The sequence below is a fragment of the Paraburkholderia sp. BR14312 genome, assembly GCF_040948675.1.
GTDB classification, from domain to species: Bacteria; Pseudomonadota; Gammaproteobacteria; order Burkholderiales; family Burkholderiaceae; genus Paraburkholderia; species Paraburkholderia nodosa_A.
Map to the genome: position 1 here is coordinate 1 of NZ_JBFPKI010000008.1, position 24,074 is coordinate 24,074.

36 protein-coding genes are annotated in these 24,074 nt (G+C 60.7%); 29 read left to right on the forward strand and 7 right to left on the reverse strand.

Annotated features, from left to right (window positions below; translation table 11 throughout):
* A partial coding sequence (locus AB3X98_RS22495; protein ID WP_368603267.1) for a ParB N-terminal domain-containing protein occupies positions 1-244 on the reverse strand: 244 nt, incomplete at its 3' end.
* Between the two features lie 221 nt (positions 245-465).
* The gene (locus AB3X98_RS22500; protein WP_368603689.1) at positions 466-699 is read right to left on the reverse strand and encodes a hypothetical protein; all 234 of its coding nucleotides are present in this window, start codon (positions 697-699) and stop codon (positions 466-468) included.
* Between the two features lie 247 nt (positions 700-946).
* On the opposite strand from AB3X98_RS22500, the gene AB3X98_RS22505 reads away from it, so the two are divergent.
* Positions 947-1,279 (forward strand): hypothetical protein, encoded by a 333-nt coding sequence (locus AB3X98_RS22505; protein WP_368603688.1) that lies wholly within the window; start codon positions 947-949, stop codon positions 1,277-1,279.
* 23 nt (positions 1,280-1,302) lie between these two features.
* On the forward strand, positions 1,303-1,611 hold the full coding sequence (locus AB3X98_RS22510; protein ID WP_368603687.1) for a hypothetical protein: 309 nt from the start codon (positions 1,303-1,305) through the stop codon (positions 1,609-1,611).
* 400 nt (positions 1,612-2,011) lie between these two features.
* On the opposite strand, the gene AB3X98_RS22515 is transcribed toward AB3X98_RS22510, so the two are convergent.
* Together AB3X98_RS22515 and AB3X98_RS22520 are read right to left on the reverse strand one after the other, a co-directional pair.
* Positions 2,012-2,242 carry a hypothetical protein gene (locus AB3X98_RS22515; protein WP_368603686.1) on the reverse strand — a complete coding sequence of 77 codons (231 nt, stop codon included), beginning with the start codon at positions 2,240-2,242 and terminating at the stop codon, positions 2,012-2,014.
* Between the two features lie 106 nt (positions 2,243-2,348).
* Positions 2,349-2,696 (reverse strand): hypothetical protein, encoded by a 348-nt coding sequence (locus AB3X98_RS22520; protein WP_368603685.1) that lies wholly within the window; start codon positions 2,694-2,696, stop codon positions 2,349-2,351.
* Between the two features lie 165 nt (positions 2,697-2,861).
* Between AB3X98_RS22520 and AB3X98_RS22525 the strand changes: the two genes are divergently transcribed.
* Entirely contained in the window at positions 2,862-3,812 is a 951-nt protein-coding gene (locus AB3X98_RS22525) for a LysR family transcriptional regulator (RefSeq protein WP_368603684.1), read from the forward strand.
* A 35-nt stretch (positions 3,813-3,847) separates the two neighbouring features.
* On the opposite strand, the gene AB3X98_RS22530 is transcribed toward AB3X98_RS22525, so the two are convergent.
* Positions 3,848-4,207 (reverse strand): helix-turn-helix domain-containing protein, encoded by a 360-nt coding sequence (locus tag AB3X98_RS22530; protein ID WP_368603683.1) that lies wholly within the window; start codon positions 4,205-4,207, stop codon positions 3,848-3,850.
* 657 nt (positions 4,208-4,864) lie between these two features.
* Here AB3X98_RS22530 and AB3X98_RS22535 point away from each other — a divergent pair.
* From AB3X98_RS22535 to AB3X98_RS22545, 3 genes are all read left to right on the forward strand, one after another.
* A complete protein-coding gene (locus AB3X98_RS22535) occupies positions 4,865-5,155 on the forward strand; it encodes a hypothetical protein (RefSeq protein ID WP_368603682.1) in 291 nt (96 codons plus the stop codon).
* Between the two features lie 643 nt (positions 5,156-5,798).
* The gene (locus AB3X98_RS22540) at positions 5,799-5,975 is read left to right on the forward strand and encodes a hypothetical protein (protein ID WP_368603681.1); all 177 of its coding nucleotides are present in this window, start codon (positions 5,799-5,801) and stop codon (positions 5,973-5,975) included.
* The gene (locus AB3X98_RS22545; protein WP_368603680.1) at positions 5,975-6,586 is read left to right on the forward strand and encodes a hypothetical protein; all 612 of its coding nucleotides are present in this window, start codon (positions 5,975-5,977) and stop codon (positions 6,584-6,586) included. Before AB3X98_RS22540 ends, AB3X98_RS22545 begins: the two co-directional genes overlap by 1 nt.
* A gap of 89 nt (positions 6,587-6,675) precedes the next feature.
* Here AB3X98_RS22545 and AB3X98_RS22550 read toward each other — a convergent pair whose 3' ends face one another.
* Positions 6,676-6,963 (reverse strand): hypothetical protein, encoded by a 288-nt coding sequence (locus tag AB3X98_RS22550; RefSeq protein ID WP_368603679.1) that lies wholly within the window; start codon positions 6,961-6,963, stop codon positions 6,676-6,678.
* Positions 6,964-7,512: 549 nt separating this feature from the next.
* Positions 7,513-7,821, reverse strand: coding sequence for a hypothetical protein (locus tag AB3X98_RS22555; RefSeq protein WP_368603678.1), 309 nt, complete (start codon positions 7,819-7,821; stop codon positions 7,513-7,515).
* Positions 7,822-8,008: 187 nt separating this feature from the next.
* On the opposite strand from AB3X98_RS22555, the gene AB3X98_RS22560 reads away from it, so the two are divergent.
* From AB3X98_RS22560 to AB3X98_RS22670, 23 genes are all read left to right on the forward strand, one after another.
* The gene (locus AB3X98_RS22560) at positions 8,009-8,530 is read left to right on the forward strand and encodes a phage regulatory CII family protein (RefSeq protein ID WP_368603677.1); all 522 of its coding nucleotides are present in this window, start codon (positions 8,009-8,011) and stop codon (positions 8,528-8,530) included.
* Positions 8,527-9,675 (forward strand): hypothetical protein, encoded by a 1,149-nt coding sequence (locus tag AB3X98_RS22565; protein ID WP_368603676.1) that lies wholly within the window; start codon positions 8,527-8,529, stop codon positions 9,673-9,675. Before AB3X98_RS22560 ends, AB3X98_RS22565 begins: the two co-directional genes overlap by 4 nt.
* A 17-nt stretch (positions 9,676-9,692) precedes the next feature.
* A complete protein-coding gene (locus AB3X98_RS22570) occupies positions 9,693-10,037 on the forward strand; it encodes a hypothetical protein (protein ID WP_368603675.1) in 345 nt (114 codons plus the stop codon).
* A gap of 3 nt (positions 10,038-10,040) precedes the next feature.
* On the forward strand, positions 10,041-10,397 hold the full coding sequence (locus tag AB3X98_RS22575; protein ID WP_368603674.1) for a DUF2591 domain-containing protein: 357 nt from the start codon (positions 10,041-10,043) through the stop codon (positions 10,395-10,397).
* A complete protein-coding gene (locus tag AB3X98_RS22580) occupies positions 10,394-10,567 on the forward strand; it encodes a hypothetical protein (RefSeq protein ID WP_368603673.1) in 174 nt (57 codons plus the stop codon). Before AB3X98_RS22575 ends, AB3X98_RS22580 begins: the two co-directional genes overlap by 4 nt.
* A 47-nt stretch (positions 10,568-10,614) precedes the next feature.
* Entirely contained in the window at positions 10,615-11,178 is a 564-nt protein-coding gene (locus tag AB3X98_RS22585; protein ID WP_368603672.1) for a hypothetical protein, read from the forward strand.
* Complete coding sequence (locus AB3X98_RS22590) at positions 11,175-11,693, forward strand: hypothetical protein (protein WP_368610320.1); 519 nt, start codon at positions 11,175-11,177, stop codon at positions 11,691-11,693. Before AB3X98_RS22585 ends, AB3X98_RS22590 begins: the two co-directional genes overlap by 4 nt.
* 319 nt (positions 11,694-12,012) lie before the next feature.
* Positions 12,013-12,315, forward strand: a complete 303-nt coding sequence (locus AB3X98_RS22595) for a hypothetical protein (RefSeq protein WP_368610321.1) — start codon at positions 12,013-12,015, stop codon at positions 12,313-12,315.
* Positions 12,312-12,671: a hypothetical protein gene (locus tag AB3X98_RS22600; RefSeq protein ID WP_368603669.1), complete on the forward strand. Its 360-nt coding sequence runs from the start codon at positions 12,312-12,314 to the stop codon at positions 12,669-12,671. The genes AB3X98_RS22595 and AB3X98_RS22600 overlap by 4 nt, the downstream gene beginning before the upstream one ends.
* Positions 12,671-13,039 carry a hypothetical protein gene (locus AB3X98_RS22605; protein WP_368603668.1) on the forward strand — a complete coding sequence of 123 codons (369 nt, stop codon included), beginning with the start codon at positions 12,671-12,673 and terminating at the stop codon, positions 13,037-13,039. Before AB3X98_RS22600 ends, AB3X98_RS22605 begins: the two co-directional genes overlap by 1 nt.
* A gap of 197 nt (positions 13,040-13,236) precedes the next feature.
* On the forward strand, positions 13,237-13,632 hold the full coding sequence (locus tag AB3X98_RS22610; RefSeq protein WP_368603667.1) for a hypothetical protein: 396 nt from the start codon (positions 13,237-13,239) through the stop codon (positions 13,630-13,632).
* A 484-nt stretch (positions 13,633-14,116) separates the two neighbouring features.
* Positions 14,117-14,782 (forward strand): hypothetical protein, encoded by a 666-nt coding sequence (locus AB3X98_RS22615; protein WP_368603666.1) that lies wholly within the window; start codon positions 14,117-14,119, stop codon positions 14,780-14,782.
* Positions 14,783-14,922: 140 nt separating this feature from the next.
* Entirely contained in the window at positions 14,923-15,477 is a 555-nt protein-coding gene (locus tag AB3X98_RS22620; protein WP_368603665.1) for a hypothetical protein, read from the forward strand.
* Positions 15,467-17,476: a phage terminase large subunit family protein gene (locus tag AB3X98_RS22625; protein WP_368603664.1), complete on the forward strand. Its 2,010-nt coding sequence runs from the start codon at positions 15,467-15,469 to the stop codon at positions 17,474-17,476. Before AB3X98_RS22620 ends, AB3X98_RS22625 begins: the two co-directional genes overlap by 11 nt.
* Before the next feature lie 19 nt (positions 17,477-17,495).
* Entirely contained in the window at positions 17,496-17,699 is a 204-nt protein-coding gene (locus tag AB3X98_RS22630; protein ID WP_368603663.1) for a hypothetical protein, read from the forward strand.
* Position 17,700: 1 nt separating this feature from the next.
* The gene (gene gpW, locus AB3X98_RS22635; RefSeq protein WP_368603662.1) at positions 17,701-17,973 is read left to right on the forward strand and encodes a gpW family head-tail joining protein; all 273 of its coding nucleotides are present in this window, start codon (positions 17,701-17,703) and stop codon (positions 17,971-17,973) included.
* A 7-nt stretch (positions 17,974-17,980) separates the two neighbouring features.
* Positions 17,981-19,645, forward strand: coding sequence for a phage portal protein (locus AB3X98_RS22640; protein ID WP_368603661.1), 1,665 nt, complete (start codon positions 17,981-17,983; stop codon positions 19,643-19,645).
* Positions 19,646-19,719: 74 nt separating this feature from the next.
* Positions 19,720-20,508 (forward strand): S49 family peptidase, encoded by a 789-nt coding sequence (locus AB3X98_RS22645; protein ID WP_368603660.1) that lies wholly within the window; start codon positions 19,720-19,722, stop codon positions 20,506-20,508.
* Positions 20,509-20,529: 21 nt separating this feature from the next.
* The gene (locus tag AB3X98_RS22650; protein ID WP_368603659.1) at positions 20,530-21,192 is read left to right on the forward strand and encodes a hypothetical protein; all 663 of its coding nucleotides are present in this window, start codon (positions 20,530-20,532) and stop codon (positions 21,190-21,192) included.
* A gap of 37 nt (positions 21,193-21,229) precedes the next feature.
* Positions 21,230-21,898 (forward strand): head decoration protein, encoded by a 669-nt coding sequence (locus tag AB3X98_RS22655; protein WP_368603658.1) that lies wholly within the window; start codon positions 21,230-21,232, stop codon positions 21,896-21,898.
* A gap of 68 nt (positions 21,899-21,966) precedes the next feature.
* Positions 21,967-23,019, forward strand: a complete 1,053-nt coding sequence (locus tag AB3X98_RS22660) for a major capsid protein (protein WP_368603657.1) — start codon at positions 21,967-21,969, stop codon at positions 23,017-23,019.
* The gene (locus AB3X98_RS22665) at positions 23,016-23,354 is read left to right on the forward strand and encodes a hypothetical protein (protein WP_368603656.1); all 339 of its coding nucleotides are present in this window, start codon (positions 23,016-23,018) and stop codon (positions 23,352-23,354) included. Before AB3X98_RS22660 ends, AB3X98_RS22665 begins: the two co-directional genes overlap by 4 nt.
* A gap of 12 nt (positions 23,355-23,366) precedes the next feature.
* Complete coding sequence (locus AB3X98_RS22670; RefSeq protein ID WP_368603655.1) at positions 23,367-24,074, forward strand: hypothetical protein; 708 nt, start codon at positions 23,367-23,369, stop codon at positions 24,072-24,074.

Sequence of the window (24,074 nt, forward strand, 5' to 3'; positions counted from 1 at the left end):
CAGGCTTGACGTGGCCCTGCGAGAGCAGCAGCCCGAACGCGCGCAGCCGTCGGCCGCCGTCGGCCACGCCATAGTCGTCGCCATCGGGGTGCACGACCATGTTCTGCAGCTGACCTTGCGATCGCAGCAGCGCCGCGAGCCCGGTGACGTCGGACGTGTCGTTTGGGCGTGCGTTGCGCGCGGAGACATGAAGCTTGTTGAGCGGGATCGCGATGATGCGGCCCGCGGCAGAAGATTTAGCCATATTGGATCCGGATAGGTGAGGGGATTCGGGAGCGGTCGGCGTTTTCATGGCCTTGGCCTCTTCGATTGATGCGTCATGCGCTGGCGCGTGGCGGCGCGCAACTGCGCGCGTGCAATTCGGTATGCGTCCCGGAAATCCAGGCTCCCGTCGTCGACGGCAGCAAAGAGCTGGAAAAGAGTCGGTGCGGGCGCGCGGCGTCTACCGCGGACTATGCTCATGGATCACTTCCCAAGCCGTTGCAACGCGGCGTCGCGCTCTTCCTGCGTGAGCACCTGCACGACACGAACGATGCGAGCGCGGCCGGATGCGGGAATGACCTCGTACACGGCAGCTGTCGGAGCGGGCACCGTCGCGGCATCGTCGAATGCGGCGTGAGCGTCCGTCGTGACAACCTTGGGCTGAAGAAGGTACTGGCCTTGTTGAAGGTGGCCAGCTCCACCGTGGTAGTAGCGCATGCACTACTCCTCATCAAAGTCGTTGGCGGCCCGACGCTTCAGATCCTCGAACACACCGCCGAAAGCGAAAGACGTCGGTGCGCACGGCTGGCGGCGGGGCGCTTTGCGGTTCGGCTGCATCCCGGCGCGAGTTGCTCCCTGTACGGCGGCACGAGTGGCCTCGTTTAGACGCTCGGGCTCTTCGAGCCCCATCGCGCGGCACACCGGAGCGAGCAGCTCATCCGGAAGTCGTGCTGGAGTCGGACGCATGGCAATCTCAAATGCAACGCGTGAGGGTGCAGGACACGTCACCAGCTTCGATTCGGTCTTCGTACTGCATGAAACCCGTATAGAGCAGGTACACGAACAGCACACCGAGAATCGCGAAAACATTGCGCGCGACTCGTATAACTGCCTTCGTAGTCCTAATTGCATGTTGCTTGCGTTGGGATTGCTGGAGTTCCATGTGCGTACCCCTTTACGACGACTGGAAAACTGCTTTTCGCGAATTGTTAAGGCGCGCCTGACAGTCTGGGTTGGCGGGCGATTCCCCGATGGCACAATGAAAGAGCCGGACCACCAAGAACGGCATTTTCATTAACCCTGTTGCACGAGGAATCTCCCATGAACGAGATCGACAAACGCGTTGCCGCGCTGGAGCTGGTTATTTCGCGTCTTCTCGGCCATTTGACGCCGAACAATCAATCGAAAGTCGTCCATTCCATCGAGTTGGAGTTAGATGCGCATCGACAAAAGTCGAGTCCTCCGGCCACATTACGCGCGACTTCCCTTTACGGTCGACAGAACGGGGTCCAGGAGCGTCCCAATCCGGAGGCCTGGCGTAAAGAGTGGCGGGAGAGAGAAGCAGTTTTGCAGCTTGCGTTGCTGCTAGCCGAGTCTGGGTCAGAGCATCCGAGAGAGGAAACACGCTAACGGCGACGACGGCCGCGTCTCGGTGATTTTCGGCAAATTCAGGACAGTTAAGGATTTCGAGGCGTTCTGCTCGAACGTCGTTAATCCATCCCCATCCCGGATAACCGATGGAATCGCTGATAAGCGCAGCGAGTCGTGGGGGGACGGCTTCCTCATACGGAAAATCTTCGAACGTGGCGATGCCATCGAGACAGCGACGGTCGCCATCGACAACGACGACATACGGCCCGGGAGTGGTCACATCGTAACGCCAGATCAGTACAACGGTTTTGCGATCACGGGCTTTTTGCAAGTCCGCCTCGGTCCATGGATTCACATCGCCCACTGCGTGGGGCGTAACTTCCCACGTTTCTCTCTGAGTCGAGTCCATCATCTCTTCTCCCTATGATTGCGTAAGCGATTACGGTGCGACGCCGCGCACTTGAGCCAGCTTCGCGTTTGCGAAGCGAGTTACTTCGTTGAAGTCGAGCTGACCGAGGCGGGTGCGTTTTGCCAAACCGGCAATGTAGCCGCGAAGGTTCACGAGCGGGTCATTGCTGCGAGCGAGGCGCTCGATGAATTCGAGTTCACTCGCGGTGCTCCAGCTGCCATGAGCGAGCCGCGCGGGTGGGGACTGCTGGAGGTGCGTCATTCGTGCGTCCATTGAAGGGTTGCGTGCTGCGATGGACGAATAATAGTAGGACTGATTTATATAGTCAATAGTAGCTACACTAATATTGCAAGTCGAACAAACGGCTTCAAGTTGCCTCGTTGTGCAAATGACGCGTGAACTCCACTAGTTGTATGGCTGCAGCGGTGGCGTCGTCCTCCACATCGAGGTAGATACCATCGATCGAAATGTGGATGGAGCCGTCTGGAAAGTGCTGCAGCCGAAGCTCGCCGTCGGGTAGTGCAAGTTCAGCTAGAGTCGGCGCACGGTGTATGCACTCGTCTTCAGCAATCTGAATCGATCGCCGTTTGAACTGCAGAACATTCGCAGCGGCGTTCGGCGCCACGGAGGCGTGGCTGCCGGTCTGGTTCCCCGTAGTGAGCTGCATCGACCGTTCGTCGACCACTTCTTTGATGCTTTTTGCATATTCCGACATAAACTTTTTGTAGGTAATTGGGCTAACCGAACAGTAATGCTGTTTCCGTCTTATGAAAAGATCGGCAAAACCGAACGCTCCCCCAAACGCCGTACACCATGACGATTTCGGTGTAGGTATGAGAGATATTCATGTGGTCGACTCCTCAGGCGGGGAGATCTCGCAATGACTTTTGACGAACTGCGGGTGTTTGTCGCCGTCGCAGACACTGGAAGTTTCCGGGGTGCTGCACGGATGCTCGGCATGGCCGCGTCATCGGTCAGCGACAGCGTGCGCAATCTGGAGGAGCATTTCAAAGAAGAACTCGTGACTTCTTACGTCAAGGGAATCGCCTTGACCGAGTGCGGTACGGCTCTACTCGTTCACGCGCGGTTTATCCTCGCCGAGTTTGATAGGGCACATCATGCGCTTCAAGCGGTGCGCGGGGAACACCCCGGAAGGTTGTCAGTCGCGATCGCGCCGTGGATCACGATGACCTTTCTAGCCGCCGCCGCAAAACGCTTTCTTGCCGAGCTGCCGGAAGTCACGCTTGATTTGTATGAGGGTTTCGTCGCGAGCGCCAACCCACTCATTCGAAACGGCACCATTGAGCTATTTATTGGCAGAGGCGAGGTGCCAGAGGTTAGCCAGGATCTGGATTTCCGACCCTTGCTGTCGACAAGCTACGCAATTGTTGTGCGGGAGGGGCATCCACGCGCCGAGAGTCGATCGCTAGCGGAGTTGCTGGACTGTGAATGGCTTATGCCCCGGCATCCGTACTCAGAAGGGCAAGTGAAGTACGGCTTGTTCGAGAACAACAAGCTCCCGCTTCCCAGGCGCATTCATTTCATGCACTCCCTCACTTTTGTTTTCGCCCTGCTTCCGCACAGCGATATGGTGGGATTGCTGCCGTGGCCGCTGGTTGAACTGTTCGCGAAGCAGGGCGGTTTGCGAGCTGTTCCGATACGCGAACAACTGGATGAGATGGTGGTCGGCGTCGTTTCTCGCTCGGGCCGGCCTATGAGTGCCTTGGCCGAGTGCTTTCTCGAATTCCTGATGGAGGAAATCAAAGAGCGTATCTCTGTAGGCAACGGGGGCGCGGCCCCGGGGTTGCATTCGATCGAGCTTCTCTTTTAGGGCGAAGCCAGCTCGAGATAAAGGCGGTAGATCACTTAGACGGTCGGTGCAGCACGCAGGGCCTCGATCGCTGCGGCGATCTGCTTGACTTGCTCTATTGTTAATCCTCTCGCAGCAAAGCGTAGCTGATCGAGTGCTGCATCCAGTTCCGTGGGGCCGTCCGAGGGAAGTCCATTTTCCACCATCGGCCCTTCCCCGGTCGCAAGCCACTGAGGCCGAATGCCGAGGGCAGCCGCGATCTCGACGGCTCTTGACGTCTCCGAACCGCTCTCAATTTTCCCGATCATCGGCTGAGAAATCTGCACCCGCTCCGCAAGTTGTGCCTGCGTCAGGTGGGCTCTCTTTCGAGCAAAGCGGACGCGATCCGCGAGGGTTTCCAATTCACGTTTTGCCATGTCGGGAGCCAAGTTATGCCGTGCAGGTACTAGCCAGCTTGTCGATGGCGATCGCGAGGCCGGCGCGGAACGGTGTCTCGCACCTCGCCGGACGGTGAAATCGTGCGCGTCGCCGCACCTTTGGATCGACTGCGCTCCCGCAACGTCTCAATTGTCCCGGCGATCTGTTCAATCTGCTCTGCACTCAGCCCTTGCGTCGCGTCGCGCAATCGACGAAGCGCAGACGCCATATCACGCTGAGCGGGCTCTTCGACGTCCGGACGGGGGGGCACTTTGGCCTGGCGTCCTCGCGACTGCGAGCTGTGGGACATCGCAAGTTGCGCCCCTAGCACTGGACTGATTGACGATGGTTCCGCCCCCAATACCCGCGAAAATGAAAGTAGCGCGGGGAGGTTCAGCGGGATCTTCCCGTTAAGGTACTGATTCACCGCAGCCTGGGTTTTCCATCCACATTGGTCCGCGAGCCACTCTTGGGTCGACTCGGGGTTACGGAGCTTGAAGGCTGTCCAGGTAGCCCGCAGCCGCGCTGCGTCGGCGATCTGGTCCGGTGTCAAAGGTTTTGCTGGCATCTACGGAATTTATTAGCGACGCTTATGTTTTGCAAATAGCCCAACTATTCTCTTGCGCGCAAATAACAGTCGGACTAATATACGGCGCATGCGACTCGAAGACTTCATGCGTAAGCGCGGACTCACGCAAACTCAGCTCGGTGCCCTGCTTGAACCGCCCGTTACGCAGGGGCTGGTAAGCCAATGGATCCAGGGCAAGGTACGCGTGATGCTTGACCAAGCGTTGCAAATCGATCACCTCAGTGGTGGCCTTGTCACGCCGCGTGAATGCGCCGAAATGTATGACGCGAAACGGCCGATCAAATCGAAAGGCGATCCGCATGTACCAGCCCCGGCAGACACAGAACAGGCACCTCAACCCAGAAAGGAGGTGGCGTGAAGTACTTGTACGCACGTCTTGTCCTTTGGCTGATCCAGCCAGCGCTTGATGTTCGTTGGGAAGTAACGGATCGGGCGCAAGCGGCGAGTCGCAAGCTGGAGCATTCGCCGCTGTGCGCGAGAACTGATGTCTCCCCGGAAGAGTGTGGGTGCTGGGAGGTTATCTCTGCCGTTGAGTGATTTGGCTAACGGTGGAATTTGACATGACGACGGGATCGATCTGGGCGCCGAGTACGGTATTGCATGAGGGGCAACAGAGGGTAATGCATCTCCAGTTCCGCTTTGACGTGACATTTCCGATTGTCCCCCGAATGGTGAGCTCGGTGATTGGTGCGCGGCATTGCGGGCAGCGACCGGCTTCCGAATTCTTTGCTGAAGTTTGACTGTTTTGATTGGATGAGTCGTTCATATGCGTGTTCCTTGTTTGCCGGATGGCTTCTTTGCGCGGGGCCAGGCACCTCAACCCACAAGAGAGGTGGCGTGATGTCATCGCGGCAACTTCCCGACGATGGTTCTGATACGGCTAGCTTGATTGGCGAGGGCGCATCACTTGCTCGATTTCGTCAGTGATTTTTCGAATTTGTTCGGAGTTTTTCATGGGCGTTCCTTGTCATTTGCCACCTGATAGGGCGGAGGTGATACCTGTGATCGCGTTGTCAGCGGCGCGAGGCGATGGCAGCGAGGGGAATCCCGAGCGCACCATCAACCTGTATTTCTCCCTCGACGGCCGCATGCTTGCCTGCTACGACCCGCTGAACGGGCCGCCGGATGGCTTCTTTGCGAACGGCCGGGCACCCCAACCAACAAAGGAGATGACGTGATGTCCTCATTTCGTCGATTTGATGCGACCCTCGGGGCTCTCTTCGCCATCCCCCCAGCAACCCGTCACGACCGCTGCGTGATTAAGCGCACGCGCAACGGTCTCCGCATCAAGCTCAGGCGCTTTTCTCACATCGGTCAGTTCGTTGAGCAGGACCAAATGCGCGTAGATGAAGTAGGCCGTCGTACGCGGGAGCGGAAGGTTCTTCTCTCCACGTTTGAAGCTCGCCTCGTAGGAATCAATCTGAACTCGAAATTCGGCCATTCCCGCTTCGTAGGCTCGCTCGATCAGCTGCTCGCGACGTCGCTGTCGCGCAACTTGACGACCGATTGCAAGGTTCGTTATCGCGCTGATCGCAGCGCCACCTACGGCGCCGGCCGCGGCGGCCACAGCTATAAGTATTCGGATTTCCATGCTCGTTTTCCTTTCGATGAAGCGGCGCTGCGCAGGAAATTTCCGTTGGAAACGGCTAGGGTGCTCGCCGATGTTTATTTCCCGCCTCGCCGTAGTGCGTTCGACGGTGTGCTCCGCTTCTTCCGCGGCGTGTTTCGTCGCGTAGGCGGCAACAGGGGGCTCGCACGGGCACCTCAACCCAGAAAGGAGGTGGTGTGACATGCGCCACCTCAGATTTGCATTCAAGCGCGAGCTCAAGTTGCTGCGAAGACAGCGGCTGCGACCGAAGGTGGAAGACAGCGGGCTGCTCACTCTTCAGCGGGAGGTTCAACTGGACGTTCTTTGGGCACAAATGGATGCTCCGTTTGCGCCCTATCAGCCCACACCTGCATCCACGCTGTGGTATCGCGTACCGCTTGTTGGTAGGGTCCGTCGTCTCCTCTCATGGCTCCGCGTAATGCGCGCTGGTCCAAGACGTCGGCCGTAGCCTGCGCGGGAAGAATGCCGTTGTCGTGAAGTGCACGGATCAAATACAGCACCGTCAACATAGCGGGGTTTGTGGGCTGCTCCGGTTGCGTTTCGTGATCGAAAGTCATGAGGGTTCCTCCAGAGATGGAAGTGAAAGAGGTTTGTGTGAGAGCTGCTGATTTTGCTGGCGAGAGCCGAAACCCTCACCCCAATACAAAGGAGAGTGCCTGAAATGGGCAACGCACCTAGCGAAAACAAGCTGCTACGTGAGCACGCGGTATATCGCGCATTCGACGCAGCCCGTGACAAGTCGGAAGACTGTTTTTGGACCGTACCCGCGCGACCTAAGCTGCGGCTCAACCGCCGCAAGCAGAAGAAGCGCAAGGCACTACCTCGACACGAGCCGAGCGGTGCCCGATTCATCCGAAGGATCCGCAAGCGCATGCACCAAGGGCGAGAAGTGAAAGGGCCCATGCGAGCGGCGCTTCGTGCGCTCGAAGAGCTGGACTCGACGGAATCCCGCGATTCGATGAGCGACACGCCGACACTGGTGTGCCACGCGGTGCGTTGGGGCGATAGCACCGATTCGGAGTGGCGGGAACTGCTCGACCAACGCGCACGTGAGGCCGAGGCGCTTCGTAGTCGGGGACTCCAGGCGGAACCCATATCACGCGCAGCTAGTTCTTCTTCGGTGGCGGAAGGATGCAGCCTTTTGCCCAACCAATGCCACGGAGATATTCGTCGGAGTTCTGGCTGTGCAGCCCGATTGCGGAGAGCCTTTCGACATTTCTGGCGACGCATGCAGCCGAGGCGGCCGGATCGGGCGACGCAAGGATGAGCGCCCGCAAGGCAGCTTGCGTGCCGATGAGCTGTCCTTCGAGGAAGTCGATCCTTGAGAGGTAGGCCGCCTTGTCCTCGATGGCCAGCTTCGCCAGTTGAGCAAGCTTTGCTTCGAGAGTTGCGACGCGCTCTTCCGTGTTGCTCATGAGGGTCCGTCTTGTAGGAATGGTTTGTGTAGGAGCCACCAATTCTACGGGCGAGAGCGGAGGCCCTCACCCTAACTGTTAAATATTTGTCAAGACGCACGCTGCTTACTCCATGTGGACTACTAAACACGCAAGCGGCCAATTTAATGGCAGAGGTCGTGCCAAACAACATTCGTTTGGAGCAGCGGTGAACACAGCAGATGCGGCATACGCAGTCGCGCACGATTACCCGGGTGGTACTGAGGCGCTCGGCCCGCGGATGGGCATCACGCCGGCGGTACTGAGAAACAAGGTGAACCGCAACCGCGACCCTGAGAATCGGAATGTGCTTTCGCTTGCCCAGGCCGTCGCGATGACGGATCTATCGAACGACGAGCGGATTCTCGAAGCATGGGCCGCGCAGCGCAACGCCGTGCTCGTGAAGCTGCCGGATGCGCAGCCCGGCGACCATGACGCACTGGTGTCGAAGTTCAACGAGCTCTATGCCGAGCTCGGCGACCTGTCACGGGATTTCTCCCGCTTCTCGGTGGACAACGAGATCGATTCGGCAGGGATGGGCGTGCTTGAGGCTGATGGCATGCGCGCTATTCGCACGGTGGAAGAGCTGCTGATGCTGATCAGAAAGCTGTACGCGCGCGAGGCAGAACCCGGTTCGCTTGGGAAGCCGACTGGATCTCGCGTGAAGGTTCTGCCTCAGGGTGATGCATGAGTAGCAACGCAGTCACCTGGGCGCGCGCGCAAATCGTCGGCGACGGCACAGCGAAGGCTGTGCTGAAGGAGTACGCGCACTGGGCCAGCGAAGACTACTCGTCATGGGTCAGCAATCCGACGCTGATCGAAGTGCTCGAGCTGAACATCAAGACGATCCGGGCGGCGCGCGATCGCCTCGTCGAGTTGGGGTTTCTGATCGAGACGAAGAAGCGCGCCGGCGGCACCGGGAACATCGTCGTCTACCAGATGTTGGCGCCCGAGGGAGCGTCGATGGTCCAGGCACTCGATCGCCGAACTGGTGAACCGATCTCTCTCAGTCCGCCATCGCTCGACGAGTACAAGTCCAAGCAGGACCAAAAACGGAGCCCCTCCAAATCTGGTACCCCTAAGGGGCACCAAAAGCGGAGCCCCTCCAAAAACGGAGCCCCTCCAGATTTGGATCAAAGGGGTACCAAAAACGCCCTTCAAGGGGTACCAGATTTTCCTCAAGGGGTACCAAATCTGGACCCCGATTTTAGTGATTTAGGTTTTGAGTTTAGTGAGTTGGGTGAGACGCGCGCAAGCGAGGTCGACAACGCCGACAAAACCTCGCACACACTCAACGAGAACCCCATACCTCAATCGAGCGGCTTTGAGCGCTTCTGGTCCGCATGGCCAGCGGCAAGCGGCCGGAAGCAGGCGCGCGACGTCTGCCTATCGCACTGGATCGCGAAGGGCCTCGAGACGGACGCCGAGCTGATCGTCATGCACGTCGAGGCGATGAAGCGCACGCAGCACTGGAAAACCGGTGGCGATCCGACGCCGATTCGATATCTCGAAGGTCGTCGCTGGCGGGATTGCTCGCCGGAGGAGGTGGCTGCGGCAGGTCAGGAAGCCGGAAAAGATGCGAACGACGGCAACGGCGAGTGGCATTTGAGCGATTCGAGCATTGGCGAGCAGGGCAAGCGTGTGCGCGTGGAGCGGCGACCAAACGAGTCGACGCCTGAGTACCTGATCCGCGTGGCTGCAGCGAGCGGCCGTGGGCCATGGATCGAGGCGGCGCTGCGCCGCGCACGTGGCATTGGCGATGCGTTTTACCGGCAGGTCTATGCGCATTTTTCGGAACTGGATCTGCTTTCGCCGGACCAGTGCGTGACATCGTGATTTTCAGGGGGTAGGCAATGGCAAGGAAGAAGGGTATTGCGGTAACGCTCGACGACGTGATGGCGAAGATGCGCGCGGGCCGCGTGTACACGGCGCCGGGTCTGGCGAAGCTTTGCGAGCTGAGTGAATCGACGATTCGCCACGTGCTCGCGAGCGACCGCGCGATTACGGCGTTGGACTGGCACGCACGCACAAAGGGGGCGGGTGGGCGATCGGTCTCGCTGGCTGGCACGATCGTGAACGAGCGGCGACATGTCGACACGCGTGTGCGCCCGGACCTGACGTCGACGATCCGCGGCTACGACGCATCGCTGCGCACGGCCGGTGATCTCGCCATGCTGACACGCTGCCAATCGAGGTGAAGCATGAAAGTGAGCGAACTGCATGGTGCGCTGCTCGATTTCTGGGTCGGGCGTTGCCAAGGCTGGCATCCGAGCATCATCGGTGATCGATGTATGCAAGGGCGTGAGACATCTCACGAATGGATCGAATTCGAACCGTGGTCGCCGTCGACGGACTGGAGCATCGGCGGTCCGATCATCGAACGCGAGCGCATCGAGCTCGCTCCTTGTTCCGATCTGGATACGTTCCTCGCATCGATCAAGCCGGTGCGCGTTTTCTTTTACGACGAGGGCCTGCATCCCCAGTTCGGACCGACGATGCTTGTTGCAGCCATGCGCTGCTACGTCGCCTCGAAGTTTGGTGAAGAGGTGCCGGCATGAAAGTTATTGCTTTCGCGATCTACAGCATCTTCTTCGAAGCGATCGTGTGGGGAATCTTCGGTTACGCGGTGTTCTGGCAGGGGCACTCCGGATGGTGGGCGCTCCTCGCTGTGTTTGTTTCGTCGCGCCAGATGAGACCCAAGCATTTCGGCATTCGAGTAGCCGAATGAGTAAGGGAACCATTCGTCTGCCCGCCAGTGCGATCACGGGCGGCCGCGTGGGCACGGCGCGGGTCCGCGAGCAGATCGCTGACGCGGCGCGCGAGCTGGCGGACTCAACGCCTGTCCCGCTCGACAAGCCGATGCGCACCCTCGCGGCAGGCCTGATGACGCTTGATGAAGCGTTTGGGGCGCCGCCCGGTACGGTTGCCCGAATAGATGCCATCCGCGCGAAGGAGCTGGCGGCCTTCGCACCTTCGGTCGCGCTGTCGCCAATTGAGCGCATGCAGCAGCTCGGCCGCATGCCATGCGGCGCCATGAACAAAACCGAGGCCGCATATGCGCAGCTCCTCGACGCAAGGCTCGCCGCTGGCGAGATCCTCTGGTACCGCTTCGAGGGAATCAAGTTGCGGTTGGCGGCGCGCACGTTCATCACCATCGACTTTGCCGTAATTCCGCGTGGCGCTCCGCTCGAATTCCACGAAGTAAAGGGTCGATGGACCGACGATGCAAGGGCCAAAACGAAGGTAGCGGCCGAACAGTTCCCATTCCGTTTCATCGCTATTCAGCGCGACGGCCGTCACGGCTGGCGCACCGAAGATCTCACCAGCCGCAGCTGGTGACCCTCAAACCACCACGAACAATCAGACCCATGAAGAAAATAAACATCATTGACGCGTGCCTGTGGTTGGGCGGCATCCTGACCATTGTGCTGCTGATCGGCGTGCTCGTATCCTGTGACAACCGACCGTCGGGCTACGCGCCCGCCGCGCAGCTCGCGCCGCAGGTTGGTCAGCCGGCTCCCGTCATTGTTCAGCAGAGCAACGACGGCTTCTGGCAGGGCTTGATGCTCGGCCACATGTTCGGCAGCGGCCCGACGGTCGTGCACCACTACGACAGCCGTCCAGCCTATGTCGCGCCGCGCACCACGACGGTGATCAACAACACGACGGTCGTGAACAAAACTGTTGTGCGACCAACGTCACCGGCGCCCGCGCCGGCGCCTCGCACCACTTACAGCGTTCCTTCGTACAGTGCGCCACGCGCTTCGTCGTACAGCGGCAGCTATTCGTCGCGCTCATCGTATTCGAGCTATTCATCCCGCAGCAGTTACAGCGGGTTCAGTTCGCGCCGCTGATCAAGGGAGAGCGAATTGCACAAGCCAATACTACGCCCACCAGTTCAGGCTGAACAATGCTCGCGCGCCGGCAAGCTGATCGGTGGATGCCAGTTCGAGCCGCGCTATGACGAAGTTCCGCCCAAGCTGCGGATTGGCCTTTTCGAACCGCCCGTCGGCTTAAGAGAGATCGAGGCGCTCACTGAGCGCCGATACGTCCGAGACGTTTGCACGCGTTGTGGCAAGACCGTCGAGCGAGATGGTCCATGAAGCAGATGTCCATCGACGAACTGTTCGCCCGGGTGCTGATCGAGCGCTCGGACCTCGTGCTGAAGGATAGATGGCCAGCATGAGCCATCGATCGAACAAGCGCGAGAGCGCGCACATGGGCCGGGTCGCGGCGATGCAATGCATCTGCTGTTTCCTCCTCGATCGCAAGCAGGAAAGCAAGACTGATGTGCATCACGTTCGCGTCGGCCACGGCGGCGCGCAACGCGCGGGCGACTTTTGCACTGTGCCTCTCTGCCACGACGACTGCCATCAAGGGAGGAACGGCGTGCACGGGGATCAGACCTACCTGCGCATCCTGAAGATGACGCAAATCGACTTGTTGAACGCAACACTGGAGAGGTTGTACGGATGATGATGCGAACCCCAATGACGCTAACGGTTGACGTTGCGGCGCTAACTGTCGAGATGTCCGGCCGTTACCGGAATCGTCCAGTCTCAATTATTGGCCCGACAACAGTGGACAAGACGGTGCTGGCGGTGCGGCGGATTGTCGAAAACGGCGCGGTCGATGAGGATCGCGTTGAAGTCGAGTTCTTTGTGCCGGAAGGCGAGCGCGGTATGTATGACGTGGCGGGGATGAAGCGCATGCGCGGGGAGTGGCCCCACGGCATCAAGGCGGGCATTCTGCGCACGACCGCGCAGGTGAGAAACAATCCCAAGACCCTGGCTCCGTTTCTTGCGAGCGGCGAAATGGAGATGACGGCTTGATGGAGCAATTGATCCTCGATGTGAAGCTGACTTTACCCGGCGATCATTCGCGTCACCCCGGACGCATGTGCGGCGGGCCGCCGCCGGTGTATGTGTTTGAAGCGAGAGTGCTGGTGCTGCAACGAATCATGTGGGGACCAAATCAGTTCTATGGCAGTGCGATTCGCGTGCTCGCTGTCGTGCCCGAGGCGTTCCGGATGCATCTTCCGTCGCTAAATTCGAAACGTGTAACAAGCATTAAGCGCGTGTCCGAAGACCAGTGCTGGCTGACGGCCGACATCGACGGGCGAAATGAAAGCAACGCCGCGAAGACGCGCCCGTTCATCGCGAGCCGCGCCATGGAGTTGGACTTGAGGACGCAGGCATGAGCGAACTGAGGCGCGGCGAGTATCGCGATCCGTCGCTCGTACTTGCCGCCCGCGAAATGCGTGCGTGCGCCGGGTGCCCGCACGAGCGTATCTACCAGTTCGTCGACACAGCGCAGGCGATTTGCGCGTTGGGCCGCCATCACGGCAGACGTTGCGACCAATACGGAAAGAGGCAAAAACGGATGACAACGGACGCAATGGAAATCGACGAGATCGACGCAGTCCTGATTGACTGGTACGAGTGGAGCGAGGGCTACGCGCCGGCGCTCGGATATGGTCGTGCGGACGCCACATGTCGCGGCTTCAAGATCAGCAGGCAATGGATGGAGTACGACGACCTGTCAAGCGCGGTCGACGGGCAACTACGCGCGTCGACGGGTAAAGCTGTCGAGCCGATTGTTTTGGGGTTGGCGCTCCACCATCGCATCGCAGTCACGACGGCTGTCCGGAATTTCATTGCGGGCGGGGTCGTTTTCCGGAACCCGCGAAGCCCGGAAACCCAGGACGCGGACTATGCGGATGCGAAGCGTGCGATGATGCCCGCGCTCGTTGTCAAGGGGCTCATCCGCGGCAAAGATAGAAAACAGTTGTAAACCCGCAGTTCTTTTGTTATTGTCGTGTTCGTGGGGGCGTTCGCACGCCCATACGAAACGCAAGCCCGCCAGGTGAAAGCCTCGCGGGCTTTTTGCATTTCCCGGGGCCTCACCGGGCGTTCACGCTTGCGGGCGGGTGTGGGCGGCCAATTCCCGTGCAGCTGTCGCACGATGAGGCGAGACAGCGAACCGTGGCTTGCAGCGCCTGGCAGTGCCTTGCGTGAGCCGGATGCACGCCGAGCGCCAGCATGGCGCGGAGCTGGTGGAAACCCAGCGCCTTCACGCATGAAGTCGTGCGCCGACTTCATGCGTGAGGGTGACAGCCGCAATCGATCATTGATGCACCAAGGCGTCCCAGAGACCAGGGTCGAGTGCATTGCCGCATGTGATGTGGCTCACTAGATTGCGCCGCCGGTTAGGCAAACGCAAAGAACCGCGACCGCCGTTACGGATTCCCTCAACCTGTTGCGAGTTCCTCTTCGAGATGCTTGATATCTCCTTCAAATCGAACGTCGACGTGATATCGCGTCAGCTATCGGCGCTCGCGTACAAGCAACTGCCGTTCGCCGAAGCCCGCGCCGCCACCGAGCTGGCGAAGCTTGCAGCGACGGCGGAGAAGGCAGCAATTCCGGCCGTGTTCGAAAAGGCCACGCCATTCACAGTGAATTCGGTAGGCGTGCAGGCAGCACGGAAGGAATTGCCCATCGCGCGCGTGTACATCAAGGACAAGGCTGCCGAATATCTCGTGCCATACGAATTCGGTGGCACACAGTTCGTCGGCAAGAAGCCCGGAGACCTCGTACCAGTTGGTGCGGCTGCGAATCAGTACGGCAATCTGCCACGCAATCTGATCCGGCGATACCTCAACCGCAAAGACTGTTTTCTGGGTACGGTGAAGACGGCGCGCGGCGACGTGTTTGGACTGTGGCAACGCCCAACACCGACTGCGCCAGCGACGAATCGGCGACGCAAGAAGGTTGCGATGGAAAACACAACCGGCAAGCTCAAGCTGCTCGTTGCTATTCATGCTCCAGTCGCGACGAAGAAGCGGCTCAAGTTCGGCGATCGCGCGCAGTCGGTGGTCGCAGCGAACTTCAGTCGCGTGTTCGGCGCCGAGCTGGCGAAGGCGATCGCGCGGACGCGGGGATGAAGGCCGAGATGGCGGAGGGTGCGGAGGGTGATCAGTGCTGAAGGGAAATTGTCAGGGTCCTCCCTGAGCCCTCCCGCATCGGGGGCAATTGCGCCCCGCGATCTTTCCCTAGGTTTGAGGAGTTGAAATTTGGGTAACACATGGCCACGATGAATCAGGCGAAGTTCGCGGAGCTTCACGGTGTCTCCCGCAAGACGGTCACCAAGTGGAAAGAGCGCGGCTGGCTTGTGTTTGCGGGCAATGAGGTCGATGTCGACGCGTCGAACGAGGTCCTGAAAAAGTATCGGCGCGATGGCGTGGAGATTCCTGTTACCCAGGAGCGAGGTAACACGACAGGTAACAAGCTCGTCGAGCTGGCGGCGAAGGCTGGCGAGTCGCTGGAAGACGCAGCGCTGCGCGTGCTCGAGACGAACGGCGCGACCATGAACCTGGACGAGGCCCGCCGCGTCAAGGAAAACTATCTGGCGCTGCTGAACCAGCTCGAGTACGACGAGCGGTCCAAAGCGGTTGTGGCCGCCGATGAGGTGGCGAAGGCGGTCGGGTCTGAGTACGCGAGGGTGCGCACCCGGCTACTGGCCATCCCGGCCGAGCAGGCGCCGCGCCTGCATCGTGCGAAGACCGTTGTCGAGGTGCAGGACGCTCTGCACGAAATCATCACGGAAGTGCTGGAGGAGTTGACGCGAGATGAAGCTTGATCTTCGGCGGTATGCCATCGGGTATGACACCCTGCGGCGCGGGCTCGCGGTGGCGCGACGTGAGAACCTCCTGCCGCCGCCCAAGCTGTCGCTGAGCCAGTGGGCGGACCGTTACGCGGTCCTGTCGCGTGAAACGAGTGCACAGACCGGTCGGTTCCGGGCGTTCCCGTACCAGAACGGGATGATGGATGCGATTACCGACTCCACGGTGACGAAGGTCACGGTGATGAAGTCAGCCCGCGTGGGCTATACGAAGATCCTCGACCACATCGTTGGCTTCTTCGTGCACCAGGATCCATCACCGATCATGGTTGTGCAGCCCCGCGTTGAAGACGCCGAGGACTACAGCAAGACTGAACTGGTTCCGATGTTCCGTGATACGCCGGTGCTTGCCGCGATCGCAGGCAGTCCGAAGTCGAAGGACAGCAACCAGACGATCCTCAAGAAGACGTTTCAGAATGGCGCGAGTGTGACGCTGGTTGGCGCGAACTCCCCTGGTGGCTTTCGCCGCATCACGGCCCGGATCATCCTGTTCGATGAGGTGGACGGCTACCCGGCCGACGGCGCGGGCAACGAAGGCGACCAGATCGCGCTGGGTTCGAAGCGCAGTGAGACGTTCTGGAACCGCAGGATCGTGCTGGGCTCGACGCCGACGGTCAGGGGCTACAGCCGGATCGAGAAAAGCTGGGCGGAAAGTGATCAGCGTCGCTATTACGTGCCGTGTCCGCACTGCGGTGAGTTTCAGGTGCTCGAATGGGGTGGCGTCGACACGCCGCACGGCATGAAATGGGACAAGGACGAGAGCGGTAGCGGCGTTCCTGAATCCGCGTACTACGTCTGTCGGCACAATGGTTGCGTGATCCACGAAGCCGACAAGCCGGACATGGTAGCGGCCGGTGAGTGGCGGGCGACGAAGCCCTTCAACGGGCATGCCGGGTTCCATATCTGGGCTGCGTACTCACTGTTCCCGAATGCGTCGTGGCCGAATCTGGTGGCGGAATGGTTGCGGGTAAAGGATGATCCGCTCGCGCGGCAGACTTTCATCAATCTCGTGCTCGGCGAGCCCTATGAGGATCGGGGCGAACGCGCGCTGAACGAGACTACGTTGGCGGCGCGCACCGAGGTGTGGGCGGCGGAGGTGCCGGATGGCGTGGCCGTGCTGACGGCTTCCGGTGACACGCAGATCGATCGGGTTGAGATCGAGGTTGCCGGCTGGGGGCGCAACGAGGAGAGGTGGTCGATTGCTCACGAGGTGTTCGAAGGCGATCCGGACAGCGATGAGCTGTGGGATCGCGTCGACGCTTACCTGAAACGGAGATGGACGCGTGCGGATGGGCGTCCGTTCGAGATCATGGCGGCGTGTATCGATTCGGGCGGCCGTAGCACGCAGAAGGTTTATGAGTTCTGCAAGGCGCGTTTGGGTCGCCGGATCTGGGCCGTCAAGGGCGCCTCCGAGCGTGGTGGCGCGCGATCTCCGGTGTGGCCGACGAAGAAGCCGGTGCACCGCACGCGCGCCTCGTTTCGGCCCGTCGTCATCGGCGTGAACGCAGCGAAGGATGTCATCCGCAACCGGTTGCATATCGAAGAGCATGGGCCTGGATATATGCATTATCCGGCCGATCGCGACATCAACTTCTTCGCGCAACTGGTTTCCGAGCGCTCCATCACGAAGTTCGTGAACGGGCAGAAATTCCGCGTCTGGGAACTCCAGCGCGGACTGGCCAATGAGGCGCTCGACCTCACTGTCTATAACTACGCCGCGCTGTGTGGCCTGATCCACTTCGGATTCAAGCTAAACCAGACGGCGGACAGGGTGGGTGCTGCGTATGCGTTGCCACCTGCTGAGCCGCGTCCGGCAGTTGTAGTTCCGGACGCGGCCACAGCGCCATCGCAGCAGGTGACGCAGCCGGCCGCAGTCACACCACAGGCGCTGCCGCCGGCGGCACCGCCGCCGCCGAAAAAGAGGAGCCTGAAGGCGCTGATAAGCCGGCTGGCCTGATCAATCTCGAGTGTTGAACATGCTTACACAGACGAAACACGGACACGTGGTGTTCGAACACGACGATGAGTTCCGCGGCGAAGTGCGAATCATCAAGGGCGACGTGACGGTCAAGGTATCGATGGACGCACTACGTGCGCTCGTCGCCGAGAGCGTTCGCCACGATATGACGGCTCGCGTCCTGAAGATGAAGGCAGCGGACCTGCTGCGCGGGGTGGCGTGACATGGCGTACAGGTCGACCAGCATTCTCGATGGCGTGTCGGTTACCGCGTTGCAGGCTCAGCTCGTGCAGATGCAGCAGGCGTATCTCCAGCTGACGTCTGGCGGGAAGATTGAATCGGCATCCTATGCGCAGGCGGACGGTAGCCGGTCGATTACGTACACGCGCGCCAATATCGCGGATCTGACCCAGGCAATTCTCGCCGTACAGACTCAGATCGACCAGCTGAGCGGGCAGCGCATCAACCGCCGCAGGCCGCTGCGCCCTTACTTCTGAGGTTCCCATGGGTGTAATCGTAGGCACGGACGGCCAGCCGCTAGCAGGCCGAGGGAAGGCGCGCGCCGACGTCGGGATGCCAGGCATGCCGCTGGGGAGCGTGTCTTATGCTTTTCCGTACGACGCCTCGAGCTGGACATCGCAGGAGATGGGCAACTGGTTGCCCGGGATCCGTTCGCCCGATACCGAGATCAATCCTTACCGGGACCGGGTCGTTGCGCGTGCGCGCGACCTGTCCCGCAACGACGGGTGGATTAACGGTGGCGTTACCCGAATCCTCGATAACACAATCGGCACGAATCTCAAGCTGTCAGCAAGTCCGGACTATCGGGCGCTCGCGCTGCGCTTTGGCATCGGGGCATTTGATGCGAAGTGGGCCGACGAATACCGGCGGACGGTCGAGGCGCTGTGGCGTGGTTACGCCGAAAACGCAGGTCGCTACAACGACGCTGCCCGACAGCTAACGGTCGGTCAGCAGTTCCGTCTTGCGATGCGACACAAGTTGATCGACGGTGAGTCCCTTGGACTGGTCTACTGGATGGATGACCGGGTGGGATTTGGAGGCGCCGATTATGCGACGGCGCTAATGCTGGTTGATCCGGACCGTCTGAGCAATCCAAATCAGCAGATGGATACGCGTTATCTGCGCGGGGGTGTCGAGATTGACAATCACGGCGTGCCGATTGCATATCACATCCGGGAGGCCGAGCAGAACGACATGTATCTGGCCATCGAGGCCAATACGTGGGAGCGCGTCGAGCGCGAGGACGAGGACGGCTGGCTGCGCGTTCTGCACGACTACGATCGTGACCGCGCGGGCCAACATAGGGGCATCGGCGTGTTCACGCCGGTGCTCGCGCACGCGAAGATGCTCGCGCGTTACTACGGTGTCGAGTTGCAGGCTGCGACCATTGCGGCAACGCTTGGTACGTATATCACGAGCCCCTACGATCCGAAGCTCGTGCAGGACGCGATCGCTCCCGATGATCCAGCGCTCGAGGAGCTGCTGACGTACCAGTCACTGAGGGCGGAATGGGCGGACGAGCGTCCCGCGATGCTCAACGGTGCGCGAATTCCGACGTTGGCCACCGGGGAGAGCATCCAAAGCGTGTCGAGCGCGCATCCGCACGGCAACTTTGAAGGGTTTACGCATGAGATGCAGCGCTTGATCGCAGCATCGATCGGCCTGAGTGCCGAGCAGGTTACGCAGGACTGGAGCAAGACCAATTACAGCAGCGCGCGGGCGGCGTTGCTCGAGTCGTGGAAGACGCTGCAGCGCCGTCGCGATGAGTTCTGTCTGAACTTTGCTTCACCGTTCTACGCGACGTGGCTGTGGGAAGCGATGGACCGCGGCGAACTGCCGTTGCCGGCCGGGGCGCCGTCGTTCATCGAAGCACGGTCGGCATACGCACGTTGCTCATGGATGGGTGTCGCGCGCGGCTGGGTCGATCCGGTCAAGGAAAAGGCCGGCGCCGTAATGGGCCTCGATGGTTGCCTGTCGACACTCAAGCGCGAATGTGCTGAGCAGGGACTCGACTTTGAAGAGGTGCTGCATCAGCGCAAGGTCGAGCTCGACCTGATGGCCGAGCTCGGAATCAAGCCGCCGGACTGGGCAGGCGAGGTTGCCGCGGCCGAGGCCTCGAAACCGGAAGAACCTCCGAAACCGCAATGAAGAATCTCCCGTTTCTCGCGCAGCGGCTGTTCAATACGCCGCTTGCGATTACGCCAGCGAAGGCCGAGCTGGTGATGGCCGCGCTCGCTGATCGCTTTGGCATCACGAAGCTGTTCCGCGCGAACGGCGAGGCTGTCGCCGCGAGCGAATTCGGTGTCGAGGATGACGACGAGCCCGACTACCGCTATTACGACGTGGTCCAGGGCGTTGCGATCATCCCGATCAGCGGCACGCTGGTGCAGAAGTCCGGCTACATGCGGCCGACCTGCGGCATGACCGGGTATGACGGCATCCGGGCCAACCTCAGCATGGCGCTCGAGGATCCGGCTGTGGGCGCGATCCTGCTCGACATCGACAGCGGGGGCGGCGAGGTTGCCGGCTGCTTTGATCTGGTCGACGCGATTTACAGTGCGCGCGGCAGGAAGCCCATCTGGGCCGTGCTCTCCGAAAGCGCGTACTCGGCAGCCTACGCGATCGCCAGCGCGGCAGACAGAATCACCGTCCCGCGTACGGGCGGCACCGGGTCGGTTGGCGTCATCTGTGCTCACGTCGACTTCTCGAAGGCGCTCGCAAAAGAAGGTATCACGGTGACGATGATCCACTACGGCGCGCGCAAGGCCGATGGCAACGAGTTCAGTCCTCTGTCGGACGAAGCGCTGGCGCGCTATCAGGCCGATGTCAACGCGATGGGCGAACTGTTCGTGAAGACCGTCGCCCGAAACCGCAAGCTGTCTGTAGCCACGGTGCGCGGCACCCAGGCCACGACATTTCTTGGTGCCGATGGCGTCGAAATCGGTTTTGCGGACGCCGTAATGGCACCAGACGAAGCATTCCGCTCCCTGCTCGACGAGCTGGGTCAGTAGCTAAAAACAGAGAGGTATCCAATGGCATCTGCAGTGAAAAGAGTGGCGGGCGCTCTCGGCTTTGCCCATTTTGCCAAGATCGGTGCGCGTGCGCGCGCTGACGACGACAAGCCTGAAGACGAGCGGGCTGAAGACGACGAGCAGGACGATTCAGATCGCAACGACAGCAACGACAATGGGTCGAAAGGCAAGAAGGGCCGAAGGGCAGACGACTGCACCGACGACCCGGATGCCGAAGACGATGACCCGGATGCCGACGACGATCCGGACAACGACGACTCCGGCAAGGGCAAGAAGGGCAAAAAGGCCAAGGGCTCGCATGCCGGTGACGAAGGCGACGACGAAGACGCGGAAGACGACGACGAGTCCGAGATGCGCGGTAGCTCGACCGCGGCGGCAGCGCGCCGTCGAGAGCAGGCCCGTTGTGCTGCGATCTTCGCCTCGAAGGCTGCGGGCCGCAATCTGCAACTGGCCGCGAATCTCGCCTTTAATACGCGCATGACCCGCAAGGAAGCGCTCACCGTGCTCGAGAGCACGCCCGCGCCAGCCCAGTCGATTGCGCCTGACCGTGCCGCGCGCAACCCGCGCGTGGGCCCGGGCGCCAGCTCGCAGCCGAGCTCGAAGCAGGCTGTCGACTCATCGTGGGATCGCGCGTTCGCATCGGTCAATCGCCGTTCGCGCTAACCGCTTCTTCGGAACCAATCAGAAGGACAATTGAATTATGGGCAATCCAACTATGATGCCGCTGACCGAGCAATGGCACGATGGCGGGTTTCTGGTCTCCGAGGCGAACGGCCACCAGTCGCGCGACCAGGTCACGCTGACGGGCGGCATGCTGACACTCGCTGGCACCGTGCTCGGGCAGATCAGCGCGACGGCCGCTCCGAGCGCTACCGTTACGCCGGGCGCAACAAACACCGGCAACGGGGCATTGACGGTCGGCACGCAGCCTGTGGCAGGTGAGACGCCGGCAGGTATCTACACCGCTACCTTCACGGGCGCAAACACATACGACGTGAGTGGTCCGGGCGGGCTGCTCGACCGCGACCAGCAGGTTGCCTCCAACTTCGACGCCGACGGCATGGTCTTCTCGATCGCAGCTGGCGCCACGCCGTTTGTTGCGGGCGATACCTTCACGATTGCCGTTGCGATGCCCGGCACGGCGGGCGCATGGGCGCCGTGGAATCCCGCGGCGGCAGATGGATCGCAGGTGGCCGCCGGTGTCATCTTCGCGACAAAGAACGCCACGACAGGCGACTGTCCGGCACTCGCGATTACGCGCAACGCGGAAGTCAACGCCTCTGAGCTGATCTGGCCGCCGGCAGCGACGCAGGCTCAGATTGTCGCGGCGACCGCGCAACTGCAGAAGGTCGGCATCCTGGCACGCTGATCCAGCGTCCGCAACTGCTCAGACGAAACCGCCTCCGGGCGGTTTTTCATTTTCAGAAGGAGCCAGCGATGGCCGAAATTCTTGACATCTTTCACCAGGATCCGTTTCGGGCTGTTGCCCTAACCGATGCGGTTCAGCGCAATCCGTTTCAACCAGTCGGTCTCGGTGAACTGGGTATTTTCGATCCCAATCCGATCCGGACAATTGATCTGGCGATCGAAGAACGCCGCGGTCAACTGAAGCTCATCGGCTTCAGCGAGCGTGGTGCCGAGGGAACCCAGCGCACGATGGAAAAGCGCGACATGCGCTACTTCAGCGTGCCGCGCCTTATGCACGACGACACGATCCACGCATACGAACTGCAGGGTATCCGCGAGTTCGGCACCGAAAGCGTGCTGATGCAGATCGAGCAGGAAGTTGCGCGCCGTCTTTCGGGACCGACCGGCCTGCTGGCCTCTGTGGAATATACGAAGGAATACCTGCGCCTCGCAGCGCTGCAGGGGCTGGTACTTGATCCGAAGAACGGCAGCATCCGCTACAACATGTTCGACGAGTTCGGGATTGCAACGCCGCAAGCTATCGAGTTTGATCTCGGTGTGAACGACGCAGGCAAGCCTAATGTCCCGCTTCGGCCGATCTGTAACGGCATCATCCGGTCGATGGCGCGCAAGGCGCAGGGCGCATTCACAGCGACCACCACGGTGCATGCGATGTGTGGCGATGCGTTCTATGACGCGTTCACGAATCATCCGGATGTGATCCGCACGTTCGTGAACTGGTCGGATGCGAAGGCGCTGCGTGATAACTCACAAGGCGCTGCGTTCGATGCCTTCGATTTTGCCGGCATTCGCTGGTTCAACTACCGCGGCTCGGACGACAACACGACGATCAAGGTGCCGGACAACGAGGTCAAATTCTTCCCGGTCGGCGCGCCGGGAGTGTTTCGTGAAGCGATGGCTCCGGGTGAAACGGTGGACTGGATCAACACGCCGGGCAAGCCTGTCTATGTGCTGCCCATCTTCGACATCCAGCGTCGCTCGTACTGGAAGATGGAGACGTATGCCTATCCGCTTTTCATCTGCACACGCCCCGAAGTGTTGTTCTCCGGCGAGATGAAATGATCGACTGGGACGGCGTTTTGCTGGGGCCGGTCGAGGGTGTGTTCGGGCAACCGGCGGTCTACCAGACCGCTGATGGGCGTTCATTCCCGTTGAATGGGGTGTTCGACGAGGCATTCACGGATGTCGACGTCGTCAACGGGGAGCAGGTGACCACGACCAAGCCCTGTTACGGCTTCCGTGTCGCCTCGCTTCCGGTGCCTCCGCGCCAGAAAGACAAGCTCTTCATTCCCTCCGCGCCCGGCGCGCCGCTCGTCGACACCACCTACGTGATCAAGAAGGCGCCGCAGATCGACGGTCATGGATGGTGCCTGCTCAAACTCAACGTAGCCAGCTGAGTTCTCCTTCAGATGAAACTGATTCAGCCACAACCGATGTGCGGTCGCCGCCAGTTGCGACTCGCCGCAATAGGTGCATTGCAGAAGGCCAGTCTGCAGGTGAGCGGCACTGCGGTCGAAATCGTATCACCAGGCGACTGGGATGCATCGCCGGAGGATCTGCCGGCGATCTTCGTGCGAACCGGTCACGAGACGAAGGCCGCGATCCTGCGCGGGCCGTCTGAGGACACCACGACCTGCAATCTCGAAGTCAAGGTGATTCTCGAGGCAGGTACGGCGGAGGCGGCGCAGGATGCGATTGAGGCCCTCTGGTACGACGTCGAAAACGCGTTGCTCACCAACTATTCGCTGCTCGGCATGCTTCAACAGATATCGGGCATCGAAAGCGCACTTCAGATCAGTGCCGAAGGTGCGCGGCATCTCGCGGGCCTGGCGGCGGTGCTGCGCTGCGAGTTCTTCGAATCGTTCGATCCGCAAGGTACGTCTGGCCCGAAGGACCTCTACGACCCAGCTAGCGGAGCGGCGGTGTGGCCCAACGATGCCGCCGCACCGGTGCCGCTTACGGGGGGCGGCATTACCGTGGATCCCACCAACGTCGCGGACCCGTCGGGCACTTATCCCGATGCGCCGTTCCCGCAGGCTGTGACGCCCGCGCCGCGCACTCAAGGCCCTGATGGGCGCAGTGAGGGCGTGCTCGATATACCGCTTCAAGGAGCATGA

Excerpts from the sequence above, each read along its gene's own strand:
- AB3X98_RS22500 (WP_368603689.1), bottom strand. The coding sequence starts at position 699 with ATGCGCTACTACCACGGTGGAGCTGGCCACCTTCAACAAGGCCAGTAC.
- AB3X98_RS22505 (WP_368603688.1), top strand. The coding sequence starts at position 947 with ATGGCAATCTCAAATGCAACGCGTGAGGGTGCAGGACACGTCACCAGC.
- AB3X98_RS22510 (WP_368603687.1), top strand. The coding sequence starts at position 1,303 with ATGAACGAGATCGACAAACGCGTTGCCGCGCTGGAGCTGGTTATTTCG.
- AB3X98_RS22515 (WP_368603686.1), bottom strand. The coding sequence starts at position 2,242 with ATGACGCACCTCCAGCAGTCCCCACCCGCGCGGCTCGCTCATGGCAGC.
- AB3X98_RS22520 (WP_368603685.1), bottom strand. The coding sequence starts at position 2,696 with ATGTCGGAATATGCAAAAAGCATCAAAGAAGTGGTCGACGAACGGTCG.
- AB3X98_RS22525 (WP_368603684.1), top strand. The coding sequence starts at position 2,862 with ATGACTTTTGACGAACTGCGGGTGTTTGTCGCCGTCGCAGACACTGGA.
- AB3X98_RS22530 (WP_368603683.1), bottom strand. The coding sequence starts at position 4,207 with ATGGCAAAACGTGAATTGGAAACCCTCGCGGATCGCGTCCGCTTTGCT.
- AB3X98_RS22535 (WP_368603682.1), top strand. The coding sequence starts at position 4,865 with ATGCGACTCGAAGACTTCATGCGTAAGCGCGGACTCACGCAAACTCAG.
- AB3X98_RS22545 (WP_368603680.1), top strand. The coding sequence starts at position 5,975 with ATGTCCTCATTTCGTCGATTTGATGCGACCCTCGGGGCTCTCTTCGCC.
- AB3X98_RS22550 (WP_368603679.1), bottom strand. The coding sequence starts at position 6,963 with ATGACTTTCGATCACGAAACGCAACCGGAGCAGCCCACAAACCCCGCT.
- AB3X98_RS22555 (WP_368603678.1), bottom strand. The coding sequence starts at position 7,821 with ATGAGCAACACGGAAGAGCGCGTCGCAACTCTCGAAGCAAAGCTTGCT.
- AB3X98_RS22565 (WP_368603676.1), top strand. The coding sequence starts at position 8,527 with ATGAGTAGCAACGCAGTCACCTGGGCGCGCGCGCAAATCGTCGGCGAC.
- AB3X98_RS22570 (WP_368603675.1), top strand. The coding sequence starts at position 9,693 with ATGGCAAGGAAGAAGGGTATTGCGGTAACGCTCGACGACGTGATGGCG.
- AB3X98_RS22575 (WP_368603674.1), top strand. The coding sequence starts at position 10,041 with ATGAAAGTGAGCGAACTGCATGGTGCGCTGCTCGATTTCTGGGTCGGG.
- AB3X98_RS22580 (WP_368603673.1), top strand. The coding sequence starts at position 10,394 with ATGAAAGTTATTGCTTTCGCGATCTACAGCATCTTCTTCGAAGCGATC.
- AB3X98_RS22595 (WP_368610321.1), top strand. The coding sequence starts at position 12,013 with ATGGCCAGCATGAGCCATCGATCGAACAAGCGCGAGAGCGCGCACATG.
- AB3X98_RS22600 (WP_368603669.1), top strand. The coding sequence starts at position 12,312 with ATGATGATGCGAACCCCAATGACGCTAACGGTTGACGTTGCGGCGCTA.
- AB3X98_RS22605 (WP_368603668.1), top strand. The coding sequence starts at position 12,671 with ATGGAGCAATTGATCCTCGATGTGAAGCTGACTTTACCCGGCGATCAT.
- AB3X98_RS22610 (WP_368603667.1), top strand. The coding sequence starts at position 13,237 with ATGGAAATCGACGAGATCGACGCAGTCCTGATTGACTGGTACGAGTGG.
- AB3X98_RS22615 (WP_368603666.1), top strand. The coding sequence starts at position 14,117 with ATGCTTGATATCTCCTTCAAATCGAACGTCGACGTGATATCGCGTCAG.
- AB3X98_RS22620 (WP_368603665.1), top strand. The coding sequence starts at position 14,923 with ATGGCCACGATGAATCAGGCGAAGTTCGCGGAGCTTCACGGTGTCTCC.
- AB3X98_RS22625 (WP_368603664.1), top strand. The coding sequence starts at position 15,467 with ATGAAGCTTGATCTTCGGCGGTATGCCATCGGGTATGACACCCTGCGG.
- AB3X98_RS22630 (WP_368603663.1), top strand. The coding sequence starts at position 17,496 with ATGCTTACACAGACGAAACACGGACACGTGGTGTTCGAACACGACGAT.
- gpW (WP_368603662.1), top strand. The coding sequence starts at position 17,701 with ATGGCGTACAGGTCGACCAGCATTCTCGATGGCGTGTCGGTTACCGCG.
- AB3X98_RS22640 (WP_368603661.1), top strand. The coding sequence starts at position 17,981 with ATGGGTGTAATCGTAGGCACGGACGGCCAGCCGCTAGCAGGCCGAGGG.
- AB3X98_RS22645 (WP_368603660.1), top strand. The coding sequence starts at position 19,720 with ATGGCCGCGCTCGCTGATCGCTTTGGCATCACGAAGCTGTTCCGCGCG.
- AB3X98_RS22650 (WP_368603659.1), top strand. The coding sequence starts at position 20,530 with ATGGCATCTGCAGTGAAAAGAGTGGCGGGCGCTCTCGGCTTTGCCCAT.
- AB3X98_RS22655 (WP_368603658.1), top strand. The coding sequence starts at position 21,230 with ATGGGCAATCCAACTATGATGCCGCTGACCGAGCAATGGCACGATGGC.
- AB3X98_RS22660 (WP_368603657.1), top strand. The coding sequence starts at position 21,967 with ATGGCCGAAATTCTTGACATCTTTCACCAGGATCCGTTTCGGGCTGTT.
- AB3X98_RS22665 (WP_368603656.1), top strand. The coding sequence starts at position 23,016 with ATGATCGACTGGGACGGCGTTTTGCTGGGGCCGGTCGAGGGTGTGTTC.
- AB3X98_RS22670 (WP_368603655.1), top strand. The coding sequence starts at position 23,367 with ATGAAACTGATTCAGCCACAACCGATGTGCGGTCGCCGCCAGTTGCGA.